Consider the following 25,108-nt stretch of genomic DNA (forward strand, 5'->3'; position numbering starts at 1 on the left):
CATGCCCAAGCTCTCCGAAAGAAGCCCTGATGGCCGTCTCCAAGCGACTCCGGTACGAGATCCTCCGCCGGGACAACCACGCTTGTCGCTACTGCGGCGCCGCGGATTACAGCAGCGGCAAGACCAGCTGCATGCCGAACGCGATGCTCGTCGCCGACGCCGAGCCCGCCGGCGGTGAGAACTGATGGCTCGTGGCCATGGCCGGATCCTCGCCTCCATCTGGGAGGATTCCGACTTCCTCGCGCTCGACGAGAGAGAGCAGCGCCTCTACCTGTTCCTGATCTCGCAGCCGAACCTCAACCATGCCGGACTGCTTCCGCTCACTCTCCGGCGCTGGTCTCGCAAGGCTCGCGGCCTGACTTCCGCCGAACTGGAGAAGTGCCTTGAGGCGCTTGAGGCCGCTCGGTTCGTCGTGCTGGACGACGACACGGAGGAACTGCTGATTCGCTCCTTCGTCCGCAACGACGGCGTGTGGCGCATGCCGAAAGTCATGGGCGCCATGGTCTCCGGCGCCTTCGAGATCTCCTCCAAGCGCCTCCAGCAGGCGCTGCTCGCAGAGATGGACCGGATCCCGCTTGAGGAGTTGAACGACGAGCCGACGAAGTACCGCGGCGAGGACGGGCCGTCTATTCGCCGGCAGGTTGCTGATCACATTGAGACCCTTCGTAAGGGCTTCGGTAACCCCACGCCTGACCCCACGGGAGGGGGTTCCGTAACCCCCTCCGATACCCCTTCGGGAACCCCCTCCGATACCCCTGCCGAAGGGGGTCCGAAAGGCTCTACGCGCGGGCGCGCGGGCGCATCACGCGCGCATTCCCCTGCCCCTGCCCCTACCCCTGCCCCTAACCCCAGCCCCGTACAAGACGCGTCGGTCGAGGCGGACAGGCAAACAGAGCTGATCGTCGTCGGAGATTCCGACTTCGTCGGCGCGACAGACGCAACGCCCGGAGAGCCCGAGCCCGTAACCGCTGACGTGATCGTCGGCGAGTGGCTGAACCGCTGTGCCAAGCGACCGCCGGGATCTGTCATCGGCCGAGTCGGTAAGCAGATCAAGCAACTGCTTGCGGACGAGATCGCCGCCGACGACATCCGCCGCGGTCTCGCCGCCTGGATGGCCAAGGGCGCCGACCCGTCGTCGATCCCCAGCTTCGTCAACCAGGCCATGAACTCGCAGCCCGCGCAGATCGGCAACGTCATCGCTCTGCCGTCCGGGTCGTCCGGCCAGCCCTTGTCCGGCACCGACGCGAAGGTCGCCGGCTGGCTCGCCATCCGTGACCAACTCCGTCAGCAAGGAGGAACCGCGTGAACGCCGACGAAGCAGCCGACCTCCTGGCGCACGCCGCCGGCTTCGATAACCGTCAGCCGTCTTTGGCCGCCGCCCTCGCCTGGGCTTCAGCCCTCCCCGACGTCCCTCTCGACGCCGACGCGAAGGCCGCCGTCGCCGCCTACTACACGACCCCGCCGCAGAACCCGAACGAGCGGCTGTGGGTCCTGCCGCACCACGTCCGCACCCTCCGCACCAAGATCCGCAACAAGCGGCTGGAGAACTTCCAGTACGAGCCCGTCGACGGCGAAACCACCGCCCAGTACCTCGCCCGCTACCGCGGCCAAGTCGCCGCAGTCGCCGACGGCCGCGCCACCGTCACCGCCAGCGGGCTGCAACTCGAAGGCGCACCGCACCCCCGTGTCCAGCGCGAGTTGGAAGCCCGCGGCTGGGAAGGCACCCGCACCGTCCCCGAAACCGACGACGAGCCCTTGTCCGCACAGGTCCGCCGTCGAGGCCCGTTGGGCATCCCATGCCCCGTCGCTGTCTGTCGAGCCGGCGTCGGATCGGCGTGCAAGACCGGGCACGCCACGGCGAAGTACCCGCTCGGCAAGCCGCTGGCGAAGCCGCACGCGCTCCGTATCCGCGCCGCCGAGGGCGAGCGGCAGACGACGCCCGAGGAGCGCGAGATCGAGGAGCAGCGCATCCGGGAGGCGTCCCGCCGCGCGCTGGAGCGCGACCGGGCCAAGAACGCGATCCACGACGCGGTGATCGTCGACGAGGAGGCGTCGTGACCGACATCGAGCCGGAGGACGTGCGCGAGATGCGCCGCCAGGGCGACCTACGGCGGTTTCTGCGGCAGCAGATCGACGCCGGCCGGCAACGCCGAACCACGCCGCCCAGGGCGAGCGCACCGAAGCCGCCTGGACATCGGCCTGGCGCGTGGCCCACGGGCACGAGCCCGCCCGGGCCGCTGCCGCCCCAGCCGGCCGGTGCCTGGACGACGGCCCTCGACCGGTACCGCCGCGGACTCGGACGCGAGAGCGACCCCTGCCCCTGCGGCGCCTGCCCATCACCCACTACTCGCCCCTGAGGAGACCTCTCATGGCCCCCGAAACGTTCAACGCCCGCTTCAAGGGCATCTGCGCCGCGCTCGACATCCCCACGACCACCGTCACCGACGCCTTCGGACGCACCGATGTGCTCATCAACCGCGACGGGATGCAACGGCTCCGGGACGCCGCCGACGCCACCGGCTTCCCCGAGATCGCAGAAGCCCTCAAACGTCTGCTCGAAGCCGGCGGGCGGCCGTCATGAACCGGCCTGTGGGGGCCCCGATGCCCGCCTCGCTCCGCAGCCTTGGCGCCTCGCGGCACCCTGCTCGCGCCTATCCGTGCCCTTGGTGCCACGCCGGGGCGCACCAGCCCTGTACGGTGCCGAGCCGGCCCGGCCACACGGTCCCGCGCCTGCATCACCAGCGCGTGGATGCCTGGGCTCGTGCCACGGCCTGCTGCCCGACCTGTCAAGTCGCCCCCGTGACGCCCTGCCACACCGCGGGTGTCGAACTCGCCGACGGCGCCGTGCACTCGGCTCGGCGTACGGAAGCGGAGGCGACAGCGGCATGAAGGTCTACACCGACCCCATCGACGCCGAAGCCATCCCCGACGGCACCTTCGGCGGCGCGCGCTTCCGGTCCCGCAACCGCGGCACCACGACCCGCTGCTGGAGCCCCGCCGAGCAACGCGACCACTACAACGCGCTCGCCGTCGCCATAGGCGCCCCGCTACGCCCCGACGACGGAGCCGCCGCGTGACCCGTTGCCGCGTCTGCGGACGCCACCTTCATGCACCAGCCACCGCCGCCCGCGGCATCGGCCCCACCTGCGCCCGCAACACCCAGCAGGCCACACCGACTGCTTCCCGGCTCCGGTCAGCGCCCGCCGACCACTGCACTGGGCAGCAGCCGCTGTTCCCCGACGCCGGCCTCGGCCTCACCGTGCCCGACCGCATCAACCGCCACGTACCCCGCCCAGCCGCCTGAGATGGGACCCCTGCCGTGAAGCTCCAGCCCGAAGTCCTGGCCGCGATACGGGACCACGCCGTCACCGACGGGTGCCGCCTCACCCTCACCGGACCGCGCTTCGACGACCGCCTGTACCAGCGCGTCAACGACGTCCTCGAAGCCGTCGGCGGCCGATGGGACAAGCACGCCGGCGTGCACATCTTCCCCGCCGACGCTGCCGCCGCGATCGCACCTGTCCTCGCCACCGGCCACGTCGTCACGCTGCGGGAGAAGCGCCAGCAGGCCCAGTTCTTCCCCACCCCGCCACCGGTCGTCGAACGGCTCCTCGACCTGGCCGACCTCGCTCCCGGCATGACCGTTCTGGAACCCTCGGCCGGCTCCGGCGCGATCGCCACCGCCATCGCGGCTCGGGACGCTGTCGTTGACTGCGTCGAGCAGGACCCCGGCTACGCCGCACACCTAGCCGACCTCGCCGTCGCCCGAACCCTGACGGTCGCGGACTTTCTCACCGTCCCCCCGCGCCCGGAGTACGACCGGGTGGTGATGAACCCGCCGTTCACCCGCGGCGCCGACATGGCGCACGTGGAACACGCGCTGCGGTTCCTAAAGCCCGACGGGCGCCTCGTCTCGGTCATGTCCTGGGCCGTGGCCGAACCGTCCCGCGCGACAGCACGTTTCCGTGCGCTGGTGGGAGCTCGTGGCGGCACCGTGGAGGCCACGCCCCGACGGGCGTTCGCTGCCTCCGGCACCGACATGGACACCGTCCTCGTCACCATCCCCGCCACACCGCCCGCCGACGCGGCCCCGATCGAATGGCCCGTCCGCGAGCAGCCAGCCGTCGACGAACTGGCGTACCGCGATCCGGCCGAGATTCTCGACGAGATCCGCGCCGATCTGCATGCCGCGCTCGCCGAGTTCGACGCCCTCGCTGAACTCCTCGCGAAGCCTGCGGCCGTGACCCGCCGGCCGACGTCACGCCGCTCCCCGCGCCGCGCCAAGAGCAACTGCTGCTCGACGGCCTCGACGAAGCCTCGTGACCGAACACCCGCCCCGACCCATACCTGAAGGAGCTCGCGCCATGAACTGGAAGACCATCAATGACCTCGTCGGCTGGCTCGACGGGGAGAACGGCCGCGGCCCCGACGAGATCACGCTCCGCCTCCTCAAGATCTCCGAGGAGGCCGGGGAAGTCGCCCAAGCGTGGATCGGGACCGTCGGCCAGAACCCCCGCAAGGGCGTCACGCACACCGTCAACGACGTCGCCGACGAGCTGGTCGACGTCATCGTCACCGCCGCCGTCGCGCTCGCCACGATCACCACCGACCCGGCGGGGCGCCTCGACGCCAAGCTCAGCGAGATCGCCGCGCTCCGCATCACCGCCGAGGAGATCAGCCGATGAGCGCCGACCGCTACCCACTCCGTGTCCGCCTCCACGGCGGCCGGAACACCCACGGCGCGCGGACCACCGCCGCCGACACCCGAATCACCGCCTGCAGCCTCTGGATCAACGCCACCGCCACCAACCACTGGATGCCGCCCACCGCGGTCATCACCTGCTCTGCCTGCCGGCGGCAGATCGCCCGAGAGGAAGCCCGCTGATGCCCACGCCCCACGCCCCCGAACGCACCCTCGACCCCGACCAGACCGCCGCCCTCGCCCCGCTGGCCGCTCTCATCGCCGACACCGTCCGTTCCACGCCTATCCACCTCGGCCCCGGCGGCACCGACCGCCTGACCGCCGAGCTGACCGTCCGGGCCTCCGTGTGGATCGGGAAGCACGTCCTCCCGCGCACCCCGGGACTCGCCGCCCTGGCCGTCGACATCGACCAGGAGCGGCAGCGGCAGATCGCCAAATGGGGCGGGCGGCACCACCGGGACGGTGCCGGCAACGTTCAGGACCAGAAGGCGGCGGGGCCCGCGCGCTGCTGGTGCCACTCGGCATTGGGGTCCGGCGTGACCTGGCCCGAGCTGCTGACCCAGGTGGTCGCGCAGGCCAACGCCGAGTCCGACCCGGACCAGCTGCGTACAGAGCTGGTCCAGGTCTCTGCGGTCTGCGCCGCGTGGATCGCCGACATCGACAGCCGGACGGAGACACCCTGATGCCCGCCCGTATCCTGCGCCGCCGCACCGAGGGCTGGTCGCTCGCCGCGGCCACGTCGAACCCACTCGGCGCGGTGATCGTGAGCAGGCCCTCCCGCTTCGGGAACCCGTTCACCCTCCAGCAGGCCATCGAAGCCGAGTGGCCCAACCCTCGCCGCGACTGCGCAGAGACGTACCGCGATTGGCTGCGCGTCGGCAGCCGCGGCGGCTGGTTCGAAGAGACCTACCGCATCGGCCGTCAGACCTTCGACCGCCGCCGTGTCCTCGCCGAGCTGCACACGCTGCGCGGCAAAGACCTCGCCTGCACCTGCCCCCTGCCCGAGCCCGGCGAGCCCGACCACTGCCACGGAGCTGTGCTGCTGCGCCTGGCGGCCGGAGAGGAGATCTGATGTCCGTCCAGCATGAAGCACCGTCGACCGATGACGTGCTCGCCCGCGCCATCCCCGCCTGGGAGGCCGTCTACGAGCCCGGGAACGTCTCCGACTACCTCATCGGATACGCGAACTCCGAGGCCGCCGCGAAGGGCGCAGCGATCGCCTGGCTGCTCTCCCAGTCCGACGCGGAAGCCAGCCGTCTGGAGTGGGCCGATCAGCCTGTTGGGGAGCGGCACGACGCCTGGGCCGATCTGATCGAGCAGCACGCCGACGGCATCGACACCGCCACCGGCATCACCGTCCGCCGCCGCATCCACCCCTACACCGCTGCCGACTTCACCCCGGACGTCGAGCCCGAGTAGCCCCGCCGGGGCCGCTGTACGCCCGCCTGAGCGCCGAACACCCGTCCAGCGGCCCCGCGCCCGCCCCGCCAGCCGTACGCCCGCCACACGACCACCAGGAGCCCCGACATGCCCGCTCACCCCAATCACTACCAGCGCCTCGCCACCGAGCTAGCCACCGCTACCCGCCCCGCCCGCCGCGACGAACTGCTTGACGAATGGCTCGACTGGCGCGACCTGGCCACCGAGTGGGACGCCCAGTTGTGGGGGTTCGACCCGGACCGGTGGTGCGCCGCCGAACGAGCCGCGATGGAGCGCTGCGCCACCACCGAGGAGCCGACCCGATGACCACCCCCGCAGACCGGCTCGCCCGGATCGCCGAAGCCCACACCGCAACCCGCGGCCCCGCAGGCACCACCGACGGCTACTGCAACGACTGCGACCAGCGCTGGCCCTGCCCCACCTACGTCTGGGCCACCACAGACCGCGACCCGCTCGCCACCTGGGACCCCGCAGACGACGCACCCGACCCGGAGTGCACCGCCCGGCTCCTCCCCGCCACGGACGAGACCGCCAGTCGGTGCATCCGCCAAGGCGATCACAGCACCCACGTCACCGCAGCCGGCGCCCGCTGGCTCAACACCCAGGAGCAGCCCCGATGAGCAGCGGATACGCCGGCATCAGCCTCGCCGGGCGCTGGGAATGCGGCGCCTGCGGAGCATCCGGAGACGGCTGGTGGAACGAGGAAGACGGCCTCGTCCTGGACGACAAGCACGAGTGCGAGGAGGACACCCAGTGATCACCCCCGGCGACACCTACCGCTCTGCGAACTCCCGCGAGACCACCCGCATCCGGGTTGAGAAGTACACCCCGGGCCGCAGCCACGCGTTCGTCGTCACCCTTACCCCCGACGGGCGCGCCGTCCGCCGTCGAGCCCTCGAAGTCCGCCAGCTCCACGACACGCCCCTGACCCGCGCCGGCCAGCCCCGCCGCACCGGCTACATCCTTGCCCGCGCCATCACCCAGGGGCAGCCGTCATGAGCCGCGGCTACCGCATCCTCGTCACCGGCAGCCGCACATGGACAGACCCCGACCTCATCCACGCCGCGCTCGCCGGCGCCATCTATCAGAACGTCCCCGCCACCGTCGTCCACGGAGGCTGCCCCACCGGAGCCGACGCCCTCACCGCCTGGTGGGTCCAGCGTCATCAGGACCTCGGGCTCACCGAGGAACGCCACCCCGCAGACTGGTCCGCCTACGGCCGCTCTGCAGGGCCTCGTCGCAACGCCGAGATGGTGCACCTGGGCGCCGACGTCTGCCTCGCGTTCATTCGCGGCGGCTCTCGGGGCGCGTCGCACACGGCGCAGCTCGCCGAGCGGGCCGGCATACCGGTCCGGAGGTGGACCGCATGAGCCGCGGACCGGCCCGCCAGCCCCTCACGCCACGGCAAGCCGAAGTGCTCACCGCCGCAGCGTCGGGCGACTCCCTCACCACCATCGCCACCCAACTCGACACCACCCCACAGCAGATCGGAGCACGACTCGCCGAGGCGTACCGACGGCTCGACGTCACCCACCTGCCCCGCAACGACCGCCGCACCGCCGCAGTGCGCACCGCCCGCCCGCGCGGCCTCATCCCCGGAGACCCCGAATGACCAGCCTTGACGTACAGGGCCTGTGCCCCGCCTGCAGAGCCGCCAGCCTCTTCGTCGCCGACGGCGGATACGTCACTTGCGCCCGCCTCGAATGCCCCAACCCTGTTGCCGCAGACGACCTCCTCCACGGCGAGAAGCCCCCGCCTGCGGACCGCGTCGACGGGCCGGGTACCACGACCGGCATCGCCGCCGAGGCCGAGCCCGCCGACCTCCGTGCCCGCATCGCCCGGGCGCTCCACCGCTACGACAACGATCACGGCCTCACCGCCAACGACATCCCCACCGCATCACCCGCGAACCCGACGCCATCACCTGCACCGGACCCAACAACCAGCTCACCAACTGACCCCGAAGGGAACACACCCATGGGATGGGGATCCGCCTACCGCATCTTCAACACCGTCGCCGACGCCCTCATCAAGGCCAACGCCACCGACGAGACGAAGGAGCAGACCCTCACCGCCCTGATCGCCGGCCTCCGCGATGGCGACTGGGACACCGAACTCGACAGCCTCCAGAACTACCTGGACGACCCCGCCATCGTCCGCGCCTTCGCCACCAACGACATCCACTGGCCCGAGGGCTAAACCCCGCACACGCGAAGGGGCGCCCTGGCCGTCCAGGGCGCCCCGCCAACACCCCAGGAGAACCAATGGACGCCCGCACCGCCACCGCCCCCGGCCACTGGGACAGCCTGACCGAGCACCAGCCCGTCCTCGCTGCCGAGCTCTGCGCCCACCTCCAAACGCTCCCCGCGGACACGCCCCAGCGCCTCATCGCCGGCACCACGACGCAGGACGCCCTCTACCTCCCCACGGACTACGTCCCCGCCGGCCCAGTGCCGGCGCCCGACATCGCGCCCTACAACGCCGACGACGTGGAGGACTGCGCCGCGTGCAGCGACACCTGGGACTCCTGCCGCTACCACTACGGCCACGCCACCGGCTACGGAGACCTCCTGGACCTGCTCGCCGCCGCAGTGAAGAACGACCCGGCGATCACCGTGACCGATGCCCTGGCCGCCATCAACCGTCGCTACCAGTACGCGGCCTAACGCCCGTGCCCCGGCGCCGTACCACCCGGGCCCTGGGCCAACTCGCCCTCTGGGCCGACGAAGAAGACGAGCCCGACCCTCAAGACCGGTGGGGTGTGCCGGCCGACGCCGGCCGCCCCGCCACCCGACCCACCCGCGACCGCACCCACAAACCGATGCGCACCATCCACCCCTTGGAGAGCTACCTGTGAACGCTGGAAACTCCGCCGCCGCCCGGGCCCGCGAGCTTCGTGGTGGGCTTCGCGCGGCCGTGGCCCGCCCGGTGCGGTCCTGGCTCGGGCTGCGCCCCTCGGGGCGGGATCAGGCTGCGGCCCGGTGGGGGCACGGCGCGGCGGGGGAGGAGGCCACCGCCCAACTCCTTGCCCCGCTCGCGGCGCTGGGCTGGCACATACGGCACGACCTGGCGATGCCCGGTTCCCGCGCGAACCTTGACACGGTGCTCGTCTCGCCGTGCGGCACCGGCCTGGTCGTCCTCGACACCAAAGCGTGGCGGCGGAACTGGACCACCCGGATCGTGAACGGCAGGGTGCACTGCGGCCCCGAGGACCGGCACGACCAGATCGAGAAGGTCGCCGGCTACGCGCGCCGCGTGCAGCAGCTGCTCGGCATGCCGGCCGGCACCGTGCAGCCGCTCCTCGTCGTCCACGGCAGCCCCATCCCCGGCGGCGCCCTCACCGTCCGCGTCACCGGCTGGCCCGAGCCCGTCCACGTCCTCGCCCCCAGCGCCCTCGTGCCGACCCTCGCCGCAGCACCCCGCCAGCGGCACCCGGCCCGGGCCCGGCAACTCGCCGCCCGCGTCGACCAGATCCTCCACCCCTACCAGTAGAGCGCGATGGCCGCCCACGCCGAAGCGGGGCGGCCCTCTTCGTGCACCGCGTGGGGCCCGGGGTCAGGAGAGCCGGCTCCTGGCCGAGCGTGGGCCCGACGCCGACCGTGCGCCCCGCGCCCGCCGGACCGCCCGCGCCACCGCCGCCGGTTCCTCCCGCTGCCGCGCCGCCGCCCGGGCCGCCATCGCCTGGAACACCGCGGCCGGCAGTCCCGAGCGCTCGATGGCCTTCGCCGCACGCTCCTCGCAGCCGGGCGTGCTGCAGTGCACCGTGCTCGCGACCACACCGGGCAGGGACGGGTAGGTCATCGACTCCGGCGGCAGGTAGTCGGCTTCGCACCCCAGGCACGCGTACCACGCACGCATCCGAGCCCTCCTTCTCATTGCGGGACGGTCCTCGCGCCGCCGCAGGTGCTGCACGTCCCGGTCCAGCGGCGTACGACCGGCGTCTGGTGCCCGTCCTCGTCGACCTCGACCGTGTGCTCCTCGTGCTCAGTCAACCCCGACCCGCTACACGACGTACATGGCCGCTCGCTCATTGCACCAGGATGAGGGACACCTTCCCGCTGCCGCAGGCATACGCCCGGACCCCGGCGCACCCTGGTGGTGTGGACTGGCCTGTCGATGTCGCCCTCGCCCGCCCGGTGCAGCAGATCCCGGACGGGCCGTGGGCGTACGAGATCAAGCTCGACGGGCACCGCACCGTGCTCTGGCGCACCGCGGACGGGGTGCGGCTCCAGTCCCGCTCCGGGCGGGACGTCACCGCCGCGTGGGGCGACCTAGCCGCCGCGGGAATGGCCCTGGAGCCCGGGACCGTCCTCGACGGCGAAGCCGTCATCTACATGGTCGACGATCAGGGCCAGGCGCGGATCAGCTTCGAAGCGGCGCAGTCCCGCGCGCACTCGGCTCCGGCCCGGGCCCGGGACCTCGCCGGCACGTACCCGGCCACGTACGTCCCGTTCGACATCCTCGCCCGCCCCGCCCCCGGCCACTCCGACGACCTGGTTGACCTGCGGGCCCGGCCCTACGAGGAGCGGCGCCAGCACCTCCTCGACGTCCTCGCCGACATCGGGCCACCCATCGAGCCGGTCTGGTCCACCACCGACCGCGAGCAGGCCCTCGGCTGGTACGAAGCGCTCCGCGGCACCGGCGTGGAGGGCCTCGTCTGCAAGCCCCTCCGATCGACGTACCAACCCGGACGGCGCGCCGGCTGGCTGAAGGCCCGGCACACGGACACCGTCGACGCCGAGATCGTCGGCTACACCGGGCCCCCGCGGCGCCCCCACACGCTCGCCGTGCAGCTGCCCGACGGGCGGATCGCGCTCTCCCAGCGCCTGGACGCCACCCTCGCCACCGTAGTGGCGCCGCGTCTCGTCGCCACGGCCGGCCGGGCGGAGACTGCGGCCGGCGACTTGTACACGCCCGTCGCCCGCGGCACCGTCGTCGAAGTCGCCGCCGGTACCACCCGGCACCCCGTCGTCACGGTGCTCCGTGTCCGTAGCTGATCGACCGCGAGCGGCGCGCCCGCTCCCGCCGGGCTGGTGCCGGTGGTCTAGCTCTCGATCGTGAGGCGGACGCCGGCGGTGCGGAGGTCCGCGGTGGTGCCGTCCACCGTCAGCCCGGCCGCCTGGAACTCCTCGATGAGCAGCTGCGCGTCCCGCTCGGCGGTCACCTGCTCCGACACGGCGTCGAGGGCTTCTTGGTCGTGGGCCTCGGTCGCGTCGTGGAACTGGGGGCCGTCGACGTGCCGCAGGCCAGCCATCGTGAGGGTGCACGAACCATCGGTTTTGGAGGGGACGAGGTCGTATCGGTAGCGGGTGTCCGCCATGCGGTGCGGCAGGAGGATCGCGCGGGCGACAGCGTGCGCGGTGCGGGCACCAACATGGTTCTTCAGGTGCTGAGCGATCTGCTCGGGGTCCTGGGACTCCACCCCGTAGGGGGTGACCTCGGCCCAGGTGGTCAGTTCCCTGTCGGTGACGAGCACCCGCGTGGTGTCGGTCCAGTAGGCGATGGGCTCGCCGTTGGACGCGACGGCGGGGATCCCGTGGCCCTCCAGCCATTCGGCGACCTCGGTCAAGTTGGTGCGCTGAGTGCGGACGGCGACGACGGTGCCCTCGCGCAGCAGGTCGAGGATCAGTGCCTGGTTGCCGGGGACGATCGGCCCGTACATTTTCCCGCCCTGCCAGCCCTTGTTGGGCCAGTGCACGACCTTGTCCAGCTTGAACGTGACGCACCGGGGCCGCGGACCGGTCGGATTGGCGTCGGCCGGGTAGCGGGCCCACAGGGCGTAGGCGGCGCGGTGGAGCAGGGCGGCGGTACGGCGGGCGGCGGCGCGGAGCATGAAGATTCCTTCCCGGTGCGTGGGCGGTGAAGTAGGGGGCAGCCCGGTGTCCTCAAGGTGGGCGGTGGTCGCTCAGAAGTCGTAGAAGATCGGCGTGTACGTGGGGTCCTCCGGCTCCTGCGGGTTGCGTGCCTCCTCCGCGGCCTGGCGGGCCCATTCCGCCTTGCGGGCCGCCAGCCGGGCAGCGGAGGCGGCCCTGCGGTCGGCCCAGCCGGCGGCGTGCTCGTGGACGGCCCAGACCGCCGGCTTCAGCCAGAGTTCCGGGGTGTCCAGGGTGGAGAACCAGCCCTGCTGAAGGTGCTCGATCTCGCCGAAGAAGCCGCCCTGCACGCTCACCCTGGGGAAGTCGCTGAGACGGCTCGCGGAGAAGACCAAGGCGTACGCGGGCGGGGTGCACGCGCAGAAGGCGGCGACGGCCTCCGCTGCCCGCCGGGTGGAGTGACGGCCGTGCAGTTCCATGCGGGGCTCCGTGCCGGCGGGGCGGGTGTCGACGACGACGAACGCCTCTCCCTGGCGCTCGACGCGGTAGCGGGCGCGTCCGGTGAGGGCGGCCTTGTGCTGGCCGATGACGATGCGGGCGGTGAGCGAGGGGAGGTCGACGATCCAGTGTCCGCCGGCCTTGGTCGCGGTGATGACGCCGGTACGGCACCAGGTGCGGATGGTGCCGACGGTGACCTGGGCGATGGAGGCGGCGATCGCGGCGGTGGTCGTGGCGCTCATCGCGTCCCCCGGGTGTCGGCTGTGGTGGTGCGTGACGGCTTGCGTGAGCCGTTCGCTATGAGTCTGACACCAACTCAGGGAAACGTAAAGGGGGTTTACGTTTGCGGGTTTCTCGGCCTACGCTTCCCCCATGACCATCGCCATCACCCGCAGCGCCTGGCTGACCACCCGACACCTCTACGGGGCCCTACGAGAGCGCGGTCTCCACGACCTCCCCCGACACACCAACAACGACGCGCACAAGTGGGAGGTGACGATGCTCATCCAGGCACACGCCGCCACCCACGACGCCTTCGACGGCGACACCTGGTACGACGTCACCTGGGCCGTCCCCACCGTCGTGGACTACGGCGGACCGAACGGCGACGTCTACGGCTGGCACTCCTACGCCCCCGTGACCACCCTCGGGGAACCGCCCACCCACCCCGACCCCAACCACCCCACCACCACCGCCTTCGAGACCTACGAAGGGCTGCACGGCCACCGCGGCTACTACCGGGACGCACGCTTCGACTGGGGGGCATACGCCGACAGCATCCTGCAGCTACACAACACGAGCCGGCCGCCCGTGATCGACGAGGACGCGCGCATCCGATACGGCGCCTACCGCCTCAACAAAGCCGAGGTCGAGCTGGAGAGCGCGAAGCAGTCCGTGAAGGCCGTCCTGCGCAACGTGCGGCAGGCACGGATGGCGGCCGGTACGTGGCAGCACGGGACCAAGGTCGAATGGGCCGGCTGGTACGACGTCTCCCGCCCGACCCTCGACGACTGGCTGAACCGCTAAGACGGAGTGCGGGCGGTGCTCACGCTCCGCGAAAGGCGTGACCAGCGTCGGCCCGGTTAGGGTCGAACGCATGTACGGAGAGCCGCCCTATACCCCCGACGCCGAGGCCGAGGAAGCGCCACCGTGGCGAGAGGACTTCGGGCTGCCGGGGCCCGACGTCCTCGTCTACCCGCCAGGCCAGCAGCCCACCCTCTGGGTCTACACCCAGGGTGGGTGGAAGCGGGCCCACGTCCACGCTCGGCAGACCTATCGCGACCGCACGTACGCCGGTCGCGTCGCGTACCAGGTGGAACTCCAGCTCACCGGCGAGGACGGCATCATTGGCACCTACGCCCGCAGCTACTGGTGGGGCCAGCCCGCGGTAGCCGCCCAGGTCTGGGCGTAGGCGGGCCTCGACGCCCTGAGCGCCGCCTGACCCCAGCACGACGACGGCCACCCCCCGAAGCACCGGGAGGTGGCCGTCGTCGTTGCGCGTCTATTCGCCGGCGGTCGGGGCGGGGCCGAGCCCGTAGTAGCCCTTGACCTCGCGCCCGTTCTCGACCTTCCGGTGGACCTCGTCGCTCTTGACCAGGCGGGACAAGGTGTTGTCGAGCGTGGACCCCTCCAGGCCCGCGAGAGCACCGATCTGGTCTCGGTGGTGGTACAGGGTCTCGATACTGGCCGGGTCGGCAAGATCCTGGAGCGCGGCGAGGATCTTCTCGGACGCGGTCTTGGGCTTCTTCGGCGCGGCCGGCATCGCGAAGAGGTCGCCGAGGATGCCGTCGACATCGTCGCCGTCGTCGGCTTCGCTCCCGGGCAGGACGGAGCGGGTGGCGAGTTCGTGCCGCTGCTCCCAGAACGGCCAGTCCACCGGCCACGCCACCGCCGCGGTGTTGATGTGGGGGGTGGCGTCTTCGAGGGTGAGGGTGCGCATCATCTCGGCGTGCGCGCCGGGGCTGGCGGCGTACGCGAGGCCGAAGGTGCGCTGCGGGTCGCCCTCGGGCAGGTCCGGGTCGTAGACCATCGCACGGTCCCCGCTCCACGCAGCGGGGATGTCGGCCGGGTTGCAGCCGGCGAAGCTCTCCGGCAGATCGATCAAGTGCTTCTGCTGGGAGTCGGAGCGGTGCAGGATCAGGGCCCCGCCGTAGAAAACGTTGTCCCGGATGGCAGCGTCACCCCCGAGCTGCGCCAACTGCAGGAGCTGGTTGGCGAGGACGACGGGCATCCCCAAGCTGCGGCCGAGGGTGGCGCCGGCGTTGATGATGTACGTCGCCTCGCGGCGGTGCTCTGCCCGCTCGCCCAGGAGCTTGGACGCCTCGTCGAGGATCAGCGGCACCCACGGCCGATCCGCGGTCGACTTGAAGTTCTTGGCTCCGAGCCGGGCGGACTCCTGGATGCGCCACTGCAGGCCGTGCCACCACACCCGCAGGGCCCCGATCGCCCCGTCAGCCCCCAGGCCGGAGTAGGCGGCCATCTTCTCGATCGCCGGGTTGGAAGAGCCCTTCGGGTCCGCGTTGATGATCGCCGCCCCGTTGACGTGGTAGGCGAGGGCCAGCAGCTGCAGGGTGCCGCCCTTCCCGGATCCGGTGACGCCGGCGACGAGCACGTGCTGGGCGCCGAGCGCCGGATCCCACAGCTGCACCCGGGCGGGGAACCCGGACACGCCGCGCCCGATCTGCACGAACCCGTTCTGGTTGGCCTTCAGGATGCCGGGGCCGGGGAACGGGGTGCCGTCCTGGAGGGGGTTGCGGTGCATGCGGCGCACGATCGCCTCGCGGGGGTTCGACCGCGGCTCGTACGAGAGGAGGAGGGGGTTGTCGACCCGGAGCGCGCCGGCGAGGTCGGCGAGACCGGGGTGCTGGAGCCGGTCCAAATCCTCTCCGGCGACGACGAGCGCGACCTGCCCGCCGGTGGCCGGGTCGTCCTGGATCTGCTCCAGCCGGGTGCCGGACATGAGGCCGCCCTTCCGCGCGGCCCACCTCCGCCACGCCCCGGGCAGCGTGGCCGGGTCCAGCTCGGGCGGCGCCACCAGGTGCACGGTGAGCTGCCGCTCGCCGGTGTGCGCACCGGGCTTCAGGTCGATCCACTCGACCGGCCGCTCGTACACGGAGGAGATGGTCTCGCCGTTGACGGTGACGGTGCCTCCGAGGGGGGCGGTGATCGTGCCTGTCCACCGCAGGCCGGGGATGTAGGTGGTGAGGTGCAGTTCCTGCCCGCGGTGGGTGCCCGTGTTGGGGTGGGAGATGTGCGCGGCCCACCGCCGCAGCACCTCCTGCACCTCCTCGGGGAGCTGCACCGGCGCCGGGCCGCCCGCCGGCGCCTGCTGCACGGGCAGCGCCTGCGCTCGCCGGGCCCGGCGCAGGATCCGGCGGAGCTTGAACGGCACCAGGGCGACGGCGGCCCACCAGCCCGCCGATACGACGCCCTCCACCGAGGGCAGGGCGAGGAACCCGGCCATCAACGCGTCCGCGCCGGCGGGGCCCTGGAGCGTGCCGAGGCCGAGCGCCATGCCGGTGGTGAGGGTGGAGGCGAACAGCGGGGACCGGTGGGCCTCCAGAACATCGCGGGCGGGCAGCGTTGCGGCCAGGGCGGCGGGGAGCCGGTTCATGTAGCTGGCGGCGAGGAACCCGGCGCCGAGGCCGTAGCCGACGGTCGCGACGAACGCCGCCCCGCCGTCTAGGAACGGTGCGACGAGCCCGGTGACCACGGGGGCCACGCTGGTGGCGACCGCGATCGCCCGCTCAGTACGAGCCGAACGACGAACGCCAGCTTGGGGGCTGGTCGGGGCGTGCTCCACCGGGCTGGGAGCGGGGGCGGTGGTGGTGTGATCGGACATCAGCGGTTCTCCTCGGCGAGCTGCAACAGAACAAGAACGGGGCGGTGGTGGGGGAGGGGGCCAAGTCGGCGGCCCTCTCCCCGGCGTGGTGGCTACTCCTGGGTCAGCCAGCTGCGTTTGACCTGGGAGAGCTCGTCCCGGTCGACCGGGGACCGCCGGAACGCCTCCTGGAACGCCTCGTGGGTCCGGCGCGCCTGCTCCTGAGCAGCCTCAGCCGACCGCGCCGTGGTCGCGGACGCCGCGGCGTACGCGTTCATTGCGCCCGTCCACCCCAGGAGCGCCGCCACCAGGTCCCGGCACTCCCCGACCGTCGACGGGTCCACGCGGATCGCGCTGATGACCTCCGCTACCCGGGACGTGTCCTGCGCTTCCTCCTCCAAGCGCGCGGCCCGGGCACCGACCTGCTCGCTGTTACGCGCCAGCCCCGCCGCGAGCTTGTTCGTCGCCCTGACCAGGTCCGTGTACGTGATCCCTGCCATCGCCTATCCCCTCGTGTCCACGAGGGGTCCGTCGGAGCCCTCCAGGTAGAAGTCCATCCGGGCGGGAGCGGTCTCGTCGCTGTCGACGACGGCCTGGAACATCGCGCCGTACCGGGTCTCCGAGTTGGTGACCACGACGTGCGCGAGCTCGGCGGACCGCAGCGCCCGCTTGTGGGTGTCCTCCGCCGCGGTGACCGCGGCCTTCGCGTCCTCGTCCAAGCGGGCCAACCTCGCGGCCAGGTGCTCCCCGGCCTCCTGGGCACGGACGGCTTCCCACAGCCGAGTTACGGCTTCGGCGTACCGCTTCGCCTGGTCGACCAGGCCCCTCGTGACCTCTGCCTCCGCGGTCAGCACGTCTGCCCGGGTGCCCAGCCGCTGCTGGAAGCTCCGCAGGTTGCGGACCTCGCCGCTGGAGATAGTGCTCCGAGCGGCGCCGTCGCCGAGGTGCAGGGTGGTGCCGTCGACCCCGAGGACTTCGATCGGGACGACGGGGGGTGTGCTGGTGGTCACGGACTCCTCCTCGGCGCCCTGGGCGCCCTCGTTGGCCTGCTCGGCCTCGGCTCGCTGCTTCTTGCGATCGGCGTGGGCCTGGTCGAGGCGGGCCTTCTCCCGGCCGGCGGCGCCGAGCGTGTCGCCCCAGCCGTCCACGACGCCGTCCCGGTACGCCTCGACGTGGGCGAGGCCCCGGGCGGCGCGGGACCCGTCGCGGTAGCCCGCCTCACGGGCAGCGCGGGTGCTGAACCGCTTCCCCGACTCCGGGTCGGCGCCGGCGGCCTCGGGGGTGGTGCCCTTCGCGGCGTCCGCCTGCTGCGGCTCGGTCGGCCCGGTCGACTTGGAGCCGTCGCCGGACCCAGCCGGGCCCGGCTTCTCCTTCTTCTTCTCCAGCGACACCTTCGGCCCCGACGCACCGGAGGACGGCTTACTGCTCGCGCCGGCGCCCGTGCCGCCCGCGGCCTTCGCCGAGCCCTTGCCGTCGCCCTCGCCTGCGCTGGCTCCGGGGGCCGGCTTCTTGTCGGGGGTGGTGCCCTTCGCGTCCGACGACGCCTTCGACGGCTCCTTCGAGCTCGTGCCCGTACCACCGCCGCCGGCGGCGCCCGGGGACGTGCCGGCCCCGCCGGAGCTGCTGCCGGACGACCCGCGGCCGGACGACCCAGCGCCGCCGCTCCCCGAGGATCCCGACGAGGAACCCCCACCGCCCGACGGCGACTTCCCGCCGGACCCAGACGACCGGCCACCCGAAGCGCCGGCGCCGACAGGCGACGACCCGGAGCCGGAGCCCCTGCCCTGCGACGGGGCACCCGAGGAACCGGAACCGGGGCCCTGGGCCGGCGACTTCTGCTGCGCGCCGCCGTCACCCCCGCCGCCGCCGGCTCCCGAGCCCGAGCCCGGCCCCGAACCGGAGCCGGAGCCGGAGCCGGAGCCGGTGGAGCGTCCACCGGCGCCCGACCCCGCACCCGTGTCTCCGCGCCCACCACTACGACCACTCGAACCGCCGCTCGGGCTGTTCTTCGGCCCGCGGCCCGACCCACCGTTGGACTTCCCCAACGACTTATCAGAACCAGAACCAGAACCAGAGCCAGAACCCGAGCCGGAATTCCCAGACGACTTCCCGGGAAATCCATCGGAACGATTCACGGTCCGTGTCTCTTTCACCTGGTGCGCGCCGGCTTTAGCCTTCGCCACCTCCAGCGCCTTCACATGCGCGCCGGCACCCTTCCGCCAACGCTCCGCAATCGCCAACAGCAAGGCCCGCCACACCGACTGCTTCCCCTGCGGATTCGACGAGGCGTTAGCAGGAGTGCTCTGCTGCGGGGCACCGTGAAAGTCAGCACTCGAACCACCCGCCGCCGGGGAAGGGGAATTTGGGGGCGGGGTGGTCTGGCCGGTGACCGGGGTCAGCGTGAACGCCTCCGGCCGGGCGCGAGCCGGCTCGACCGGCGCCAGCATCGACGCCAGCAGGCCCCCTCCCGAACTCGCTGCGGACGGCGTCGCAGTGGGTGCGGCGGGGGTGCTGGGGGCGGGGTCAGGGGCCGTCGCGGGGGCCGTATCGACCGCCATAGATCCTTCCTCTCCTCAGCTACTTCCCACCTACCTCCCAAGCCAAGATCCACCGCCAGACGCCCCACACGCGGGCGCCGAACAGGATCTTTAGGCTCGGGAGGTAAGTGGGAAGTAGATCCACTAGGGGTGTCGGCGACTCAGGCGTCTACGCGGCGCGTGCCGCGCTTGGCCACGACCAGGACGCCCACCGCCAGAGCTGCGGCACCGATCACGAAGCCGGAGTTCACACCCCCACTGGCGGGCCGATCCGAACTCGTGGTCGCAGCGCTCGCCGGCGCCATGTCCGCCGCCGACGACGCCCGCGGGTACTGCGCCTGGCAGTCCTCCACGACGTCGCCATACGACGGAGACCCGAAACCCTTTCCGATGGCGCCCTTGTTGGTATTCACGCACGAATCCACCAGCGCCTGACGCGCCTTATCCGATACCTGTTGGGCGGTGTTCTGCTTCTCGTTGGCGCGATTCAGCTCCTTCAATTCCTCCAGACGCAAAGCCTTCTCGCGGAGTTCGACTTCCTTCGCGAGGGCGGTGGCCTCCTGCTGCTGCGCCGCATACGACTGGTAGCCCATCAGGCCACCACCCGCGAGGACAGCAGCTCCAAGGCCGACGGCGACCTTTCCGCGCTTCGTCAAACCCGGCTTTCCGGCGGGGGTTTCCGGCGGGCCGTAGGGGTGAGGGTCGAAAGTCATTTCACGTTCTCCGTGCAGTTCAGAGGACCGACGGGGCGGCGTCGGACGTACCGTCGCCCACCTCGCGGGCCTGGGTGATGGCCTCGACCACGCGGGTGAGGTCGAGACGGATGACCAGGGACAACGGCGTGCCGCGGCGCACCGAGGGCCGGAACCCGGCGGCGGGGTGCAGGCTCGACAGGTGGGCGTCGATCAGCTCCCGGGCCGCGGTCAGGGCGGCCTCCGCCTCCTGGGCGTCGCCGGCGGCCCACTCGTACACCGGCGGCGCGAACACCGGGACCGCCGGGGCGGCGGGGGTGGCAGGGGTGGTCTGGCTCATAACGGAGTTCTCCTTGCGGGTGGTGGGTGCGACTTCGGGTCAGGCACTTCGGGTGGCGGCTTCAGCGAAGAGCCTCTGTGCCGTCTTCAGCCGGTCGTACGCCGTGGTCTGCTTCAAGTTCAGACGGGTCATGACCTGTTCGAGCGAGACGGCCTTGGGATCCCCCGCGTCGCGCATCCAGGCGAGAACCGCGGTGATCTGCCCGTTCCGCCAGCGCCTGCCAACGCGCCCCTGAAGGTCTGCCAGGTCTTCGTGCTCATCTGCCAGCGCCGCCAGCGTGCCTGCCAGCGCCAGCGGAAGGACTGCCAGTGCCACCTCAACGCCGTGCCGCGTGCACAGCCGGAGGGGCTGGCTGATAGCCGAACGGGACTGGCAGTTGGCAACGGTGCACGAGGTCGGGTTCATCGGTGGCGGCCTTTCACTGGCAGATGGGTTGGCAGTCAGGAGGCGAGCCGGACGGGCTTTGCCAGCTGGGTGTGGCCTGCCTGAATGGCATCGGTACGGAGCTGCTGGGCGCGGGATCGGGAGACGCCGAGGGCGGTGCCGAGCTGGGCGTCGGAAGGCTGCTTGCCGTGCTGCTCGGTCAGCAACTGGTAGACGCTCACGACCTGGAGAACGTCGATGGAGCTGCCACCAGAAGAGGCACCTGAGGTGGTGGCAGAGCTCTGGCCCTCGTTGGCACCGGCGCCCGGCCGGTTGGCACTGGCAGCGCTGGCGGTGGTAGCAGCCGGGCCGGGAACGGCACCGCTGGCAGTCTCGGTGTGGCCGCTGGCACCCCGGCTGGCAGCGGCGGAATTGGCATTGGCAGGCGGTCGACTGGCACTGGCACTGGCAGCGCGTTGCATCACCTCGGCGGCACGACGGGTGGCAGCTTCCTTCTCGACAGCTGCCACCCGGGCGGCTTCCTCGGCTTCCTGCCGGACGAGAGCAGCGCCGGCGGCCTTCTGCTGTTCCTCCGCGACGCAGCGGGCGTGCTCAAGTTCCTCCAACCGCCGCTGACGCTCGACCTCCTCCTGGGCCTGCTGCTCCCGGCGGGCGATCTCAGTCAGCCGGACACGAGCCTCAGCGTCATCGATCCGCCGCTGGCGCTCACGGTCCTCGCGGACCTTCTCCAGTTCGAGAGCCTGGCGCTCCTGCTCCAACCGGTCGGCCTCAATCTGCCGACGCTGCTCGTCCTCAAGACGCTGCTGCTCAGCCTTGTAGGCGAGATCCTTGCGGCGACGCTCATCCTCGGCTTCCTGGCGCTCGCGGGCGATCCGATCGGCCTCTTGGCGGCGCTTCTCCTCCTCGAGGGCGGGCCGGTCGATCGCCTCGGACACACTCATGCCGTCGGCGACGAGGTCGAGGACGAGGAGCTGCTCCGCGGACGCCTTCCGGCGCCAGCGCCGGCCGTACTTCTGCCGGAGCTGCGCCCGGTAGATCCGGGCCTGCAGCTCCAGGTCGATCACGGTCTCGTAGGAGCGGATGTTCCACAGCCGCATCCGCCGCCAGATGACGAACGTGCCCAGCGGGTTGAGGAACCAGCGGGACAGCGGCGGGGACTCGATGAACTTGTCCGCGGTGATGTCCGCGATCCGGCCGACAGCGTGCCGCGCGGCCTCCACGGCGATCACGAACAGCACCGGGATCACGCCGTGCATGCCGACGCCGACCGGGTCGGGCCAGGCGGCGACGGCGTTGAACGCGATCGTCGCCGCGGTGAGCCCCCAGGCGGTGTGCCGGAGCAGGGGATAGGGGATTCGCCGCCACGTCAGGAGCAGGTCGAGCGCGAGGAACGCGATGATCCCCGCGTCCACGGCGATCGGGAAGGCGTCGGCGAACGCGCCGAAGCCCTTGCGCTCGGCCAGCTTGGTCACCGCGGCGTAGGAGCCGATGAAGCCGAGGGTGGCGATCGTCAGGACGGCGACGACGACGGTCCCGACGAGGATCTTCTGGGTGCGGGTCAGTACGACGGGGGCCGTGGGGGCGACTCGGGTCTTGGGCAGGGGCTGCCACTCGCCCAGAGTCGGGAGCGGGGGCGGCGAGGAGCCGTCCGGGGGAGTGGTCACGGGAGCGAGTCCTTCCAGAGAGGGGAGGCGGGTGGGGGCCGGAGGGCCGGTCAGAAGAGGGTGGCGAGGATGGTGGTGACGGCGAACAGGGCGCCGGCGGCCTTCAGCAGCCGGCCGGCGTGGGTGAGGCGCACGAACTTGGCCTTCGCGATCACGGAGAGCGCCCGGAGTTCGCCGCGTCGGTCCGCACCCGCACCGAGCGCGTCCGCCAGCTCGGCGTCGGACGCCTTCGCGTAGTGGAGGAAGTTCGCGTTGCAACGGCCGATCAGTCGCGGCAGCACCACATCGAGGAGGAGCCACGCCGACCCCGCAGCGGATGCCGCGGCGATCCCGCCGAGGACGGCGATCGGCCACGGCTGCGCCAGCAGCACCTCGTACCGGTCGACGAGCGGACCGGCGACGATCGCCAGGCCAGCGAGCATCACCGACGCCTTGGTGTCCGTGCGAGTGATCTCCCCGCGGGCCACGGTCAGCTCGGCCTCGGTGAAGTCCACCGCCGCCGCGCGCTCGGCCAGCGACTCCGCGATCACGTCGAGCTGCACAGACGTACAGAGCACCCGGTCACTCAGGTCCGCCAGCTCGTGCGCGATGGCCACCGAGGCGAGGGCCACGGCCCGCTCCGAACTGTTGCGAATCGGCAAGCCGTCCGGGTCACGCCCGTCCAGCGCAGTCTGCGCCTCGGCACGCAGAAGCTCGGCCTGATGATGGCTGGTCAGCTCACGGTGGGTCGTCACAGCGGACTCCTCGATCGGCTCAGAGTGAAGGCGGAGGCGGGGTTCAGTCGGTGGTGCCGACCAGGTCGGACACGGCGCGGACGTGCCGCTGCTGCTCACGGATCACGCCGTCGACCTCACCGGTGAGCGGCGGGGTGCTCCAACTCGACCGGTAGTCCGACAGGTCGCCGATCACCCACGCCGACGAGCCACCCCGCTCGTACGCGTCCCGGTGGGAAAGGGTCGTACCGCGGTACTCCTCGTGCACCGCGACGATCCGAGCCGCCGTCGCATCCCAGGCAACCGCCGCAGCCCGCGCCGTGCTCTGCGCCTTCACCAGCCGCGACACCGCGGACCGCCACATGCCATCCGTCGTGGTCGCGAGCGCCGCGAACTGCTCGTCCATCTGCGCGCGGGCCTTCGTGTACGCGTCCCACACCTTGTGTGCGCCGTCGGCCGCTGTCGCGAGGTCGCGCACATAGCGGGCCTGCTGCCACAGTTCGTGGGCGGTGCTGTATTCCTCCCGCAGCAGTTCCAGGGCCGCCGTCGTCAGCGTCCCGTCCGCCTTGGCGCCCGCCGGCAACAGCGGCTCCACCTCGGCACCGGTGAACGGCTTGAACGTGAACCCGGGCAGGCTATGACCGCCCCTCGTCACGCCACGGAAGTTCGGGTGGTGCCAGCGGCCGGCCCCCTTGGCCGCCTGCTCGGCCTGTTCGAGCGAGAAGAACATCGGGTCCTCCAGATCGATGTGGTCGTGTCCTGCCGGGGCTGCCCCGGCCCTCTCCCGCCACCCGGCCAAGCACGGACGGGTGACGAGGGAGAACCGCCAGCCCTCAGCGACCGCGGGCCTTGCGGATGTTGTCCACGGCGCCGGCGCCGTCCGGGCCGCCGATACTCCGCACCACGGCCACCAGGCCGTAGGTGACGCAGACGACCACCAGTGCGCCGGTGGCGAGGGAGATGGCGATGCTGTTGATCGCGGCGACGAGCATCGGACCGAGGTAGACGCTGGCGCCGACCGCGCCCGCCCCGATCCCCCCACCCAGCGCCACCCGCTGCAGGGTGCGGTCCGGCGGGGCCGCCTGGTGGATGTGGACGACCTGCGGCACCGGGGCCGTACCCGCGCCGCTGTGAACGGCCGGCAGGCCCCCCTGCGGTTGAGGCAGGTACGCGTACGTGCCGTCCTGCATCCGCACCACCACAGCGCTCGACGGCGCCGGCGCGTACTGCGGATCGGGGTCGGGGATCACAGGAAGTCCTCTCGGATCGTTCAGCAGTGGAAAGGGGCGGTCAGTCGAGCAGCACGCCGTCGGGCACGTGCCCGGCCCGCAGCTCGGCCGCGATGTGCCGGTACTCGGCCGCGTTACGGCGAGCGATCACCGCGGCCCGGGCCGCACGCCGACGGGAACCGTCGGTCTGCGAGACGTCGGCGGCGTGCTGCTCACCGCTGGCTGCGGCGCGCTCCGAGCGCGCGGCGAGCCGGTCGAACGCCGCGGCCTCGACGGCGAGCCGCTCCGGCCCCGTCGACCACTCGTACGCGGCGTCCTGCAACGCCTGATGCCAATCACCGGTGAACACCGACGGCGCGCCGGGCGCGTCGCCGACGATCTGGTGCACGAAGTCGCGGGCAATGTCGTCCGCGGAGACGGTGGAAGACGTGGTGGAGACGGTCGAGACAGCCATCGTCGGAAACCTCCGAACCAAAGCAGGAAGAAAGAGAAGGCCGGGTGGCGCACTGGGGGCAGAAACACCACCCGGCCGCAGAAGCCGGGCCCCGGCTGGGGGATTTACCAGGACCCGGCAGACCAAGAACGGGCTAGAATCCCGTGATCTCATCGAACGCAGCCACCGCACGAGCCGGATCCGCAGCAGCCAGACCCATCAACTCGCCGCAGTTCAGGCCGATGCAGTACTCCTCCAGATCCGCCTCCAACCGCGGATCCAGGTCGTCATCCGGCTCCAACTCCGTCAGTGCGACCGGCAACGGGCCATCCACACCCGCATCCCGATACGCCACCAACGACGCCAACGCCTCGACAGCGGCCTCCAAGGCACGCGAATCCAACAGCGCCTCACCGACGTAGTCGCCGGCCGCGTCCCGCAGAGTGATCCGACACGCGGTCGCGGCACCCTCCGGCGACAACTCCTGCAACAGGCGCAGCAGATCCACCAGACGCACGTCATCCGCCGAAAACTCACGGCCATCCATCACGCCACCCCGCGTGGGCTGACGGCCGACGCTGCCAGGAAGTCGGCGAGCGCCGCCTCGGAGACCCGGAAGCGGGGACGGGAGCCGCGCTTGGCGATGTCGATCGCCGTGATCCGGCCGGACTTGATGAGTTCGCGGACGTGCTGCGAGGTGCCGCGGATACGGCGCGCGACCTCTCCCGTGGTCAGGTAGCCGTCCGAGGGGACGACGGGTGTGGGCGTCACTGGGTACTCCCCTGCAATCGACTGGGGTGGACATCACCAGAGAAGCAGATCGAACCAGTGCAATCAATCGCT

At 71.7% G+C, this 25,108-nt stretch carries 41 protein-coding genes; 25 read left to right on the forward strand and 16 right to left on the reverse strand.

The features are described from left to right. Positions 1 to 29 precede the first annotated feature (29 nt). The 22 genes from ABZ842_RS16410 (at position 30) to ABZ842_RS16515 (ending at position 9,634) form a co-directional block, all read left to right on the forward strand. Entirely contained in the window at positions 30 to 185 is a 156-nt protein-coding gene (locus ABZ842_RS16410) for a hypothetical protein (protein ID WP_361537352.1), read from the forward strand. Beyond that, complete coding sequence (locus ABZ842_RS16415; protein WP_361537353.1) at positions 185 to 1,306, forward strand: hypothetical protein; 1,122 nt, start codon at positions 185 to 187, stop codon at positions 1,304 to 1,306. Before ABZ842_RS16410 ends, ABZ842_RS16415 begins: the two co-directional genes overlap by 1 nt. Continuing rightward, on the forward strand, positions 1,303 to 2,058 hold the full coding sequence (locus ABZ842_RS16420) for a hypothetical protein (protein WP_361537354.1): 756 nt from the start codon (positions 1,303 to 1,305) through the stop codon (positions 2,056 to 2,058). Before ABZ842_RS16415 ends, ABZ842_RS16420 begins: the two co-directional genes overlap by 4 nt. A 310-nt stretch (positions 2,059 to 2,368) precedes the next feature. Then, positions 2,369 to 2,581 (forward strand): hypothetical protein, encoded by a 213-nt coding sequence (locus ABZ842_RS16425; RefSeq protein ID WP_361537355.1) that lies wholly within the window; start codon positions 2,369 to 2,371, stop codon positions 2,579 to 2,581. 304 nt (positions 2,582 to 2,885) lie between these two features. After that, the gene (locus tag ABZ842_RS16430; RefSeq protein WP_361537356.1) at positions 2,886 to 3,077 is read left to right on the forward strand and encodes a hypothetical protein; all 192 of its coding nucleotides are present in this window, start codon (positions 2,886 to 2,888) and stop codon (positions 3,075 to 3,077) included. Continuing rightward, on the forward strand, positions 3,074 to 3,304 hold the full coding sequence (locus tag ABZ842_RS16435) for a DUF6011 domain-containing protein (protein ID WP_361537357.1): 231 nt from the start codon (positions 3,074 to 3,076) through the stop codon (positions 3,302 to 3,304). Before ABZ842_RS16430 ends, ABZ842_RS16435 begins: the two co-directional genes overlap by 4 nt. Before the next feature lie 15 nt (positions 3,305 to 3,319). Further along, entirely contained in the window at positions 3,320 to 4,351 is a 1,032-nt protein-coding gene (locus tag ABZ842_RS16440) for a methyltransferase (protein WP_361537358.1), read from the forward strand. 13 nt (positions 4,352 to 4,364) lie between these two features. Beyond that, positions 4,365 to 4,685, forward strand: a complete 321-nt coding sequence (locus tag ABZ842_RS16445) for a MazG-like family protein (RefSeq protein WP_361537359.1) — start codon at positions 4,365 to 4,367, stop codon at positions 4,683 to 4,685. Further along, a complete protein-coding gene (locus tag ABZ842_RS16450) occupies positions 4,682 to 4,885 on the forward strand; it encodes a hypothetical protein (RefSeq protein ID WP_361537360.1) in 204 nt (67 codons plus the stop codon). Before ABZ842_RS16445 ends, ABZ842_RS16450 begins: the two co-directional genes overlap by 4 nt. Further along, positions 4,885 to 5,385 (forward strand): NUDIX hydrolase, encoded by a 501-nt coding sequence (locus tag ABZ842_RS16455; protein WP_361537361.1) that lies wholly within the window; start codon positions 4,885 to 4,887, stop codon positions 5,383 to 5,385. The genes ABZ842_RS16450 and ABZ842_RS16455 overlap by 1 nt, the downstream gene beginning before the upstream one ends. After that, positions 5,385 to 5,774: a DUF4326 domain-containing protein gene (locus ABZ842_RS16460; protein WP_361537362.1), complete on the forward strand. Its 390-nt coding sequence runs from the start codon at positions 5,385 to 5,387 to the stop codon at positions 5,772 to 5,774. Before ABZ842_RS16455 ends, ABZ842_RS16460 begins: the two co-directional genes overlap by 1 nt. Beyond that, on the forward strand, positions 5,774 to 6,121 hold the full coding sequence (locus tag ABZ842_RS16465) for a hypothetical protein (RefSeq protein WP_361537363.1): 348 nt from the start codon (positions 5,774 to 5,776) through the stop codon (positions 6,119 to 6,121). The genes ABZ842_RS16460 and ABZ842_RS16465 overlap by 1 nt, the downstream gene beginning before the upstream one ends. Positions 6,122 to 6,229: 108 nt before the next feature. After that, positions 6,230 to 6,448 (forward strand): hypothetical protein, encoded by a 219-nt coding sequence (locus ABZ842_RS16470; RefSeq protein WP_361537364.1) that lies wholly within the window; start codon positions 6,230 to 6,232, stop codon positions 6,446 to 6,448. Then, positions 6,445 to 6,762: a hypothetical protein gene (locus ABZ842_RS16475; RefSeq protein ID WP_361537365.1), complete on the forward strand. Its 318-nt coding sequence runs from the start codon at positions 6,445 to 6,447 to the stop codon at positions 6,760 to 6,762. The genes ABZ842_RS16470 and ABZ842_RS16475 overlap by 4 nt, the downstream gene beginning before the upstream one ends. Continuing rightward, the gene (locus ABZ842_RS16480; RefSeq protein ID WP_361537366.1) at positions 6,759 to 6,899 is read left to right on the forward strand and encodes a hypothetical protein; all 141 of its coding nucleotides are present in this window, start codon (positions 6,759 to 6,761) and stop codon (positions 6,897 to 6,899) included. Before ABZ842_RS16475 ends, ABZ842_RS16480 begins: the two co-directional genes overlap by 4 nt. Next, positions 6,896 to 7,141: a hypothetical protein gene (locus tag ABZ842_RS16485; protein ID WP_361537367.1), complete on the forward strand. Its 246-nt coding sequence runs from the start codon at positions 6,896 to 6,898 to the stop codon at positions 7,139 to 7,141. The genes ABZ842_RS16480 and ABZ842_RS16485 overlap by 4 nt, the downstream gene beginning before the upstream one ends. Beyond that, on the forward strand, positions 7,138 to 7,512 hold the full coding sequence (locus ABZ842_RS16490) for an SLOG family protein (protein WP_361537368.1): 375 nt from the start codon (positions 7,138 to 7,140) through the stop codon (positions 7,510 to 7,512). The genes ABZ842_RS16485 and ABZ842_RS16490 overlap by 4 nt, the downstream gene beginning before the upstream one ends. Further along, positions 7,509 to 7,754: a LuxR C-terminal-related transcriptional regulator gene (locus ABZ842_RS16495; protein WP_361537369.1), complete on the forward strand. Its 246-nt coding sequence runs from the start codon at positions 7,509 to 7,511 to the stop codon at positions 7,752 to 7,754. Before ABZ842_RS16490 ends, ABZ842_RS16495 begins: the two co-directional genes overlap by 4 nt. After that, positions 7,751 to 8,341, forward strand: coding sequence for a hypothetical protein (locus ABZ842_RS16500; protein ID WP_361537370.1), 591 nt, complete (start codon positions 7,751 to 7,753; stop codon positions 8,339 to 8,341). The genes ABZ842_RS16495 and ABZ842_RS16500 overlap by 4 nt, the downstream gene beginning before the upstream one ends. Before the next feature lie 65 nt (positions 8,342 to 8,406). Next, positions 8,407 to 8,808, forward strand: coding sequence for a hypothetical protein (locus ABZ842_RS16505; protein ID WP_361537371.1), 402 nt, complete (start codon positions 8,407 to 8,409; stop codon positions 8,806 to 8,808). A gap of 5 nt (positions 8,809 to 8,813) precedes the next feature. Further along, on the forward strand, positions 8,814 to 8,999 hold the full coding sequence (locus ABZ842_RS16510) for a hypothetical protein (RefSeq protein WP_361537372.1): 186 nt from the start codon (positions 8,814 to 8,816) through the stop codon (positions 8,997 to 8,999). Beyond that, positions 8,996 to 9,634 (forward strand): NERD domain-containing protein, encoded by a 639-nt coding sequence (locus tag ABZ842_RS16515; RefSeq protein WP_361537373.1) that lies wholly within the window; start codon positions 8,996 to 8,998, stop codon positions 9,632 to 9,634. Before ABZ842_RS16510 ends, ABZ842_RS16515 begins: the two co-directional genes overlap by 4 nt. A 63-nt stretch (positions 9,635 to 9,697) precedes the next feature. Here the strand turns inward: ABZ842_RS16515 and ABZ842_RS16520 are convergent, their stop codons facing one another. Further along, the gene (locus tag ABZ842_RS16520; RefSeq protein WP_361537374.1) at positions 9,698 to 10,000 is read right to left on the reverse strand and encodes a hypothetical protein; all 303 of its coding nucleotides are present in this window, start codon (positions 9,998 to 10,000) and stop codon (positions 9,698 to 9,700) included. A gap of 242 nt (positions 10,001 to 10,242) precedes the next feature. On the opposite strand from ABZ842_RS16520, the gene ABZ842_RS16525 reads away from it, so the two are divergent. Next, positions 10,243 to 11,139, forward strand: a complete 897-nt coding sequence (locus ABZ842_RS16525; RefSeq protein WP_361537375.1) for a DNA ligase — start codon at positions 10,243 to 10,245, stop codon at positions 11,137 to 11,139. A 47-nt stretch (positions 11,140 to 11,186) separates the two neighbouring features. Here the strand turns inward: ABZ842_RS16525 and ABZ842_RS16530 are convergent, their stop codons facing one another. Together ABZ842_RS16530 and ABZ842_RS16535 are read right to left on the reverse strand one after the other, a co-directional pair. Then, positions 11,187 to 11,975, reverse strand: a complete 789-nt coding sequence (locus tag ABZ842_RS16530; RefSeq protein WP_361537376.1) for a hypothetical protein — start codon at positions 11,973 to 11,975, stop codon at positions 11,187 to 11,189. A gap of 72 nt (positions 11,976 to 12,047) precedes the next feature. Further along, a complete protein-coding gene (locus tag ABZ842_RS16535) occupies positions 12,048 to 12,695 on the reverse strand; it encodes a hypothetical protein (protein WP_361537377.1) in 648 nt (215 codons plus the stop codon). A 130-nt stretch (positions 12,696 to 12,825) separates the two neighbouring features. Between ABZ842_RS16535 and ABZ842_RS16540 the strand changes: the two genes are divergently transcribed. Both ABZ842_RS16540 and ABZ842_RS16545 read left to right on the forward strand, forming a co-directional pair. After that, the gene (locus ABZ842_RS16540; RefSeq protein ID WP_361537378.1) at positions 12,826 to 13,479 is read left to right on the forward strand and encodes a hypothetical protein; all 654 of its coding nucleotides are present in this window, start codon (positions 12,826 to 12,828) and stop codon (positions 13,477 to 13,479) included. 70 nt (positions 13,480 to 13,549) lie between these two features. Then, on the forward strand, positions 13,550 to 13,864 hold the full coding sequence (locus ABZ842_RS16545) for a hypothetical protein (protein WP_361537379.1): 315 nt from the start codon (positions 13,550 to 13,552) through the stop codon (positions 13,862 to 13,864). A 90-nt stretch (positions 13,865 to 13,954) separates the two neighbouring features. Here the strand turns inward: ABZ842_RS16545 and ABZ842_RS16550 are convergent, their stop codons facing one another. The 13 genes from ABZ842_RS16550 to ABZ842_RS16610 form a co-directional block, all read right to left on the reverse strand. Next, positions 13,955 to 16,294: a type IV secretory system conjugative DNA transfer family protein gene (locus tag ABZ842_RS16550; RefSeq protein ID WP_361537380.1), complete on the reverse strand. Its 2,340-nt coding sequence runs from the start codon at positions 16,292 to 16,294 to the stop codon at positions 13,955 to 13,957. A 92-nt stretch (positions 16,295 to 16,386) separates the two neighbouring features. Beyond that, a complete protein-coding gene (locus ABZ842_RS16555) occupies positions 16,387 to 16,773 on the reverse strand; it encodes a hypothetical protein (protein WP_361537381.1) in 387 nt (128 codons plus the stop codon). Between the two features lie 3 nt (positions 16,774 to 16,776). Then, complete coding sequence (locus ABZ842_RS16560; RefSeq protein ID WP_361537382.1) at positions 16,777 to 17,664, reverse strand: hypothetical protein; 888 nt, start codon at positions 17,662 to 17,664, stop codon at positions 16,777 to 16,779. Between the two features lie 1,307 nt (positions 17,665 to 18,971). Continuing rightward, a complete protein-coding gene (locus tag ABZ842_RS16565; RefSeq protein WP_361537383.1) occupies positions 18,972 to 19,523 on the reverse strand; it encodes a hypothetical protein in 552 nt (183 codons plus the stop codon). Between the two features lie 19 nt (positions 19,524 to 19,542). Continuing rightward, complete coding sequence (locus ABZ842_RS16570; RefSeq protein WP_361537384.1) at positions 19,543 to 19,842, reverse strand: hypothetical protein; 300 nt, start codon at positions 19,840 to 19,842, stop codon at positions 19,543 to 19,545. Positions 19,843 to 19,881: 39 nt separating this feature from the next. Then, the gene (locus ABZ842_RS16575) at positions 19,882 to 20,247 is read right to left on the reverse strand and encodes a hypothetical protein (protein WP_361537385.1); all 366 of its coding nucleotides are present in this window, start codon (positions 20,245 to 20,247) and stop codon (positions 19,882 to 19,884) included. 35 nt (positions 20,248 to 20,282) lie between these two features. Further along, positions 20,283 to 21,827: a DUF2637 domain-containing protein gene (locus ABZ842_RS16580; protein ID WP_361537502.1), complete on the reverse strand. Its 1,545-nt coding sequence runs from the start codon at positions 21,825 to 21,827 to the stop codon at positions 20,283 to 20,285. Positions 21,828 to 21,940: 113 nt separating this feature from the next. Continuing rightward, positions 21,941 to 22,624, reverse strand: a complete 684-nt coding sequence (locus tag ABZ842_RS16585) for a Pycsar system effector family protein (protein ID WP_361537386.1) — start codon at positions 22,622 to 22,624, stop codon at positions 21,941 to 21,943. Positions 22,625 to 22,667: 43 nt separating this feature from the next. Then, a complete protein-coding gene (locus ABZ842_RS16590; protein WP_361537387.1) occupies positions 22,668 to 23,333 on the reverse strand; it encodes a hypothetical protein in 666 nt (221 codons plus the stop codon). Between the two features lie 103 nt (positions 23,334 to 23,436). Further along, positions 23,437 to 23,853 carry a DUF6251 family protein gene (locus ABZ842_RS16595; RefSeq protein WP_361537388.1) on the reverse strand — a complete coding sequence of 139 codons (417 nt, stop codon included), beginning with the start codon at positions 23,851 to 23,853 and terminating at the stop codon, positions 23,437 to 23,439. Between the two features lie 40 nt (positions 23,854 to 23,893). Further along, positions 23,894 to 24,286: a hypothetical protein gene (locus tag ABZ842_RS16600; RefSeq protein WP_361537389.1), complete on the reverse strand. Its 393-nt coding sequence runs from the start codon at positions 24,284 to 24,286 to the stop codon at positions 23,894 to 23,896. A gap of 133 nt (positions 24,287 to 24,419) precedes the next feature. Beyond that, entirely contained in the window at positions 24,420 to 24,812 is a 393-nt protein-coding gene (locus tag ABZ842_RS16605) for a hypothetical protein (protein ID WP_361537390.1), read from the reverse strand. Beyond that, on the reverse strand, positions 24,812 to 25,036 hold the full coding sequence (locus ABZ842_RS16610; RefSeq protein ID WP_361537391.1) for a helix-turn-helix domain-containing protein: 225 nt from the start codon (positions 25,034 to 25,036) through the stop codon (positions 24,812 to 24,814). The genes ABZ842_RS16605 and ABZ842_RS16610 overlap by 1 nt, the downstream gene beginning before the upstream one ends. Between the last annotated feature and the right edge of the window lie 72 nt (positions 25,037 to 25,108).

The sequence above is a fragment of the Streptomyces sp. NPDC047315 genome, assembly GCF_040643215.1.
In the GTDB taxonomy this organism is placed as follows: Bacteria; Actinomycetota; Actinomycetes; order Streptomycetales; family Streptomycetaceae; genus Streptomyces.